Origin of the sequence: Marinobacter sp. SS5-14b (assembly GCF_030541005.1) — a bacterium.
Taxonomy (GTDB): Bacteria; Pseudomonadota; Gammaproteobacteria; order Pseudomonadales; family Oleiphilaceae; genus Marinobacter.
Map to the genome: position 1 here is coordinate 1 of NZ_JASSVM010000025.1, position 4,461 is coordinate 4,461.

Consider the following 4,461-nt stretch of genomic DNA (forward strand, 5'->3'; position numbering starts at 1 on the left):
CTGGCTGCTTCCTGTTTGAACTCAGGAGAAAAAGAACGTCGCTTTCTGGTCATCAGACACCTCGTTTATGGTGGCGATCTTACCACCTACGTTGGTGTCCGGAATCATTGAACCACTACACCTGGCGTCTTCCGCCAGATCTGTCAGGATGCGCAGAACGCCCCCGACACCCGATATGCGCTGTTTATCGACGAGATCAACAGAGGCAACATTGCCAAGATTTTCGGTGAACTGATTACACTGATCGAGCCAGATAAACGTGCAGTGTATGACGAAGCGGGCCGCCTGACCGCAGGCATGGAGCTAACTTTACCCTACTCCAGGGATCAGTTTGGGGTGCCAAGGAACCTGGACATTTACGGCACAATGAACACAGCTGATCGCTCCATCGCTTTGCTAGATACAGCGCTTAGACGCCGCTTCCGCTTCGAAGAGCTTATGCCTAATGCCAAGGTAATTTCCGGCTCCCGGGGAGATGGCTACATTGAAGATGGTGAAGGCGGTTTGATTGACCTTCGCGCACTGCTAGAGGCCATGAATCGGCGCATTCGATTTCTGCTTAACCGGGACCTAACGCTCGGTCATGCGTATCTATACAACGTGAAGGATTTCAAAGCCCTTCGGGACGTTGTGCTCAACCAATTTATCCCGCTTTTGCAGGAATACTTCTATAACGACTGGCACCGCATTCAGCTAGTATTTCGGGATGTTGAACAGGATAACCGGCCAGTGGAGCCACAGATCATTGAACATGAAATGCTAAAACCCTCAGATGTTCTGGGCTTTAAACACGATGATTTTGAAGATTTGGCGGATTACCGGGTAGCAGCACCAGAGAACATAACACCAGATGCGGTTCGTAAAATTTATGAACCACAGGAATGAGCCGTGAGTGAGGTTTTAACGTGCCTGGAACATCAGTCCGTTCCGATAAGGCCTACTCGAAATTCGGGTGATTTTGCGATCACTACGGCACAGGCTGCACAGCTCAGTAAATCGAAGAGCATCCCTCTAGACGCGTTTCGATGGGGCCATCAGTCACTACAATGGCGCCAATTCTGTGGTGTGGTTCAGCTGGAAGGACTTACCCTAGAAATTCTTCCAAAAATTTACGGAAAAGAATCACAGCCAGGCTCCTGCAGACTAACCCTCATCAGAATGCTGCGCAAAGCCGGCATGATGAAGGTCCACCGCGGTGCAGGAGCATCCATACACGCGCAGAATCATTCCCTGCTAGATATTTTCATTCAGGAATTTTGCCTACTACTGCGCGAACAGACCCTAATTGGCAAGCCCCGCGACTATCAACAACAGGAAGCTAATCTTGGGGTCGTCAAAGGCAAGCTTTTGGTGAACCAGCAACTCAGACAGAATTTGGCACACAGTGAAAGGTTGTACTGTCAATTTGATGAACTGACTGACGACATCACCATCAATCAGATCATTAAGTTCACACTGCGAATTCTGTTCCCACAATGCCGATCCAACCAGTCGCGCAAAGCTGTGACTGAGCTACTGATGCAACACGATGCTATTTCAGAGGCACGTTTTTCTTCGTCTGATATCGACCGTATCCAGCTCAATCGGACCAACAGCCGCTATGGCCCCCTATTAGATTGGTGCCGTCTCTTCCTGGATACGCGAAATCCAGATGTAACGGCCGGCAAGCACAACTTGCTGTCAATTCTCTTCGATATGAACGTTTTATTTGAACGGTGGTTGGCCGCCGAGCTCAGACCTATTGCTCATCAAGCTGGCTTAACTCTTAAAGAACAGTCGCCTCGCAGGCATTTGGCCTACAGGGCCGATATTGACCAGGAAGTTTTTCAAACACGCCCGGACATTAGTCTGATTAATCAAGATAAAAAAGTGGTTCTGATCCTAGATGCTAAGTGGAAGATTCTCGACAGCACCGAGGCCAAGCTTGGTATCTCTCAGCAGGATCTCTATCAGCTCACAGCCTATGGAAACCTCTACAATCTTCAATCACTGGCGCTGATTTATCCTCGCCAGCAAAACCTAGAACCACATTACCCTATTCAGCTTTACGGAAGGCAAAGAATGGGTCTAGATGTTTTCTGTACCGATGTTACGAAAGGAATAGGTGAATTGGTCCGGGCTGCATTGTTGAAATCGCAACCTACTATGAGTTGAAACAAAATTTTCGACAGCCGTTCAGGCAGGAACTTGAGATTTCAAAGCCTTAAAAATTCTTCTCAAGCCGAACATTGTTGTGCAGTACCCACGAATTATTAATCTGACTGAAGCCACCAATTCCAGACAGGAACGAGGTGTTTTGCCAGACAGATCGTTTGTCGATACCGTTACTTAGGCTTTTATCGCTGGGCTTCACGAGCCGCCAGAGAGATAACACTCAACTCTCGGGTTCCTATTACCTGGTTGGGCACAGGCCCTTCGTGTTTGCCAATCACCTCGCCATTCAAGGCCAATAGATAGGCTGCGTTCTTTTTGTAATAAAACCAATATTGCTTGATATGTCCCCAGATTCCAAGCTCCCCGCCGGTTTCATAAACATGTTCGCGGACACGACACTGGGCGCGGCCCAGTTGCCGTTCGATAGAGAGTCGCCAGAAGCCTTTCGAAAAGTCCAGGTAACGCTGATGTTCACACACAGCCAGGGCGAAGATTGGCTGGCTCGTCCTCTTGAAGCCGGTATCAACCCATAGGTATGGCTTGAACGCGTCTCGCTCCTCCTCCAGGTATTTCTTGATCCGACAGATACGCTGGTCGGCCAGAGCCATATCCATGCCCGTGACCACGCACATTGCCCGCAGGAATCCCTCACTGCTGTATTTGAAATCGAATCCGCCGTCGTTCAGGCCAAACTCTGGACCATCCAGCACGTTCTGGAGGCGCTCCAGGTTTGCGGACGTTGGTTTCTGGTAGCCCATCGCCCTCAAAATTTCATCATGGGGGATGGCGGCTACACGCAACACTAGATCTGTTTTGAAGTTGTCGATCATTTCTCCCCCTTACCCAACGCATCAAGAACCGGTTGAAGCCGGCTCTGGTCACACTGTCCTCCATCGAAAAACCAGTCTGAGATTTCTGTGCTCAGAGCCTCTTCAATGCCCTCTCCTGCCGCAAGCCTGTCTGCAATATCACTCGCAACGCGATCGTATTCGTCAAAGCAGCCGTTTTCCTTGCAGCCGGTGTTCATCGGGTCGGTTTCGAACAGAGCCCGGGAGATCTGTTCTGCGCTATACCTGGATAACATGCCGATCCTCCTGTCCATTTGCCATTATCATCACTGACTAATGCGACAATTTACGTCGCCTTTCTGCCATATACTTTTTTCAAGCTTAATAAATAGGGAGCAACGGTTATGAACAAAGCGAAAAAGGAAGCCGCCAGGAAGTTACGCGAAGCCTATGAGAACCTGTCACCGGAAGAGCTTGAGGAAGTTGAACAAAACCAGCGGATTGAGTCTCTGGCAAAGCAATTTCACCATGAGCTCTTTCCAGAAGAGTATGATTTCATGATGGACTCGATCGCTGACGCCAAAGACCGGCGTCGCGGAATTAATCCAATGAGCGCCGGATATGCAGCGAAGGTAAACGCCCGCCGAGAGGAACTAGGGGTATCGCCTCTTGGCGATAATGGAATGCCTACCGACAGAAGTAGTTGGGATGTCGTCCGGTCTGAGGCGGCTCGCCGGTTAACGTAATACCGCTCAAATTTAAATCCGCGTCCGCGATTATTAGCTCAAAAGGATCGCTAATGCCTTACCCCATAGAAGACAAGCTGGTGATTGCTGTAGCTTCAAGCGCTCTCTTTGACCTCTCCGAGTCCGACAAGGTTTTCCAGGAACAAGGCGCGATCGCCTACCGTGACTACCAGGAGGAACATCTGGACGTCCCCCTGGCTAAAGGCGTGGCGTTTCCATTCGTGCGTCGGTTCCTCAATATCAACAAGCGTTTTCCCGATACTTCGCCCGTGGAAGTGGTCCTGCTATCGCGGAACTCCTCAATTACGGGCAAGCGAGCATTTCGGTCGATTGAGCACCATGGATTGGATATTTCCAGGGCGGCGTTTCTGGAAGGCAAGTCGCCCTACCCCTACATTCCCGCTTTCAATGCCTCACTGTTTCTATCCTCCAACGAGCAGGATGTTCTGAAAGCCATCGACTACGAATATCCTGCCGGTACCGTACTGCCGTCCCAGGTGGTGGATGATGATGACGATGGGGAATTGAGAATCGCATTCGATTTCGACGGGGTCATTGCGGATGATGCATCAGAACGCGTGTATAAAGGCGGCGAACTGGAGGCCTTCCACAAGCACGAATCGTCTAAAGCCAGTATTCCACATAGCCCGGGTCCCTATGTGTCAGCGTAGTTGTCGCCTGAATATTTCAGAGGACAACCATGCCCCATTATTCACCGGAACGTAAAGAAGCCATTCTCCAGAAGATGGCCCCACCTCACAGTCTGACTGTTG

The 4,461-nt window shown here is 50.1% G+C and carries 5 protein-coding genes and 1 pseudogene; 4 read left to right on the forward strand and 2 right to left on the reverse strand.

Annotation, left to right across the window (positions count from 1 at the left end; translation table 11 throughout):
• The first annotated feature begins 180 nt into the window (after positions 1-180).
• Together QPL95_RS18295 and QPL95_RS18300 are read left to right on the forward strand one after the other, a co-directional pair.
• Positions 181-885, forward strand: coding sequence for an AAA family ATPase (locus QPL95_RS18295; protein WP_303292353.1), 705 nt, complete (start codon positions 181-183; stop codon positions 883-885).
• Positions 886-888: 3 nt separating this feature from the next.
• Complete coding sequence (locus QPL95_RS18300) at positions 889-2,154, forward strand: McrC family protein (RefSeq protein WP_303292349.1); 1,266 nt, start codon at positions 889-891, stop codon at positions 2,152-2,154.
• A 182-nt stretch (positions 2,155-2,336) separates the two neighbouring features.
• Here QPL95_RS18300 and QPL95_RS18305 read toward each other — a convergent pair whose 3' ends face one another.
• Together QPL95_RS18305 and QPL95_RS18310 are read right to left on the reverse strand one after the other, a co-directional pair.
• Positions 2,337-2,984 carry a hypothetical protein gene (locus QPL95_RS18305; protein WP_303292350.1) on the reverse strand — a complete coding sequence of 216 codons (648 nt, stop codon included), beginning with the start codon at positions 2,982-2,984 and terminating at the stop codon, positions 2,337-2,339.
• The gene (locus QPL95_RS18310) at positions 2,981-3,238 is read right to left on the reverse strand and encodes a hypothetical protein (protein ID WP_303292351.1); all 258 of its coding nucleotides are present in this window, start codon (positions 3,236-3,238) and stop codon (positions 2,981-2,983) included. Before QPL95_RS18310 ends, QPL95_RS18305 begins: the two co-directional genes overlap by 4 nt.
• Positions 3,239-3,346: 108 nt before the next feature.
• Between QPL95_RS18310 and QPL95_RS18315 the strand changes: the two genes are divergently transcribed.
• Both QPL95_RS18315 and QPL95_RS18320 read left to right on the forward strand, forming a co-directional pair.
• Positions 3,347-3,688: a hypothetical protein gene (locus tag QPL95_RS18315; RefSeq protein ID WP_303292352.1), complete on the forward strand. Its 342-nt coding sequence runs from the start codon at positions 3,347-3,349 to the stop codon at positions 3,686-3,688.
• Positions 3,689-3,741: 53 nt separating this feature from the next.
• A pseudogene (locus QPL95_RS18320) lies at positions 3,742-4,344 on the forward strand (5'-nucleotidase); the annotation flags it as partial.
• Positions 4,345-4,461 lie beyond the last annotated feature (117 nt).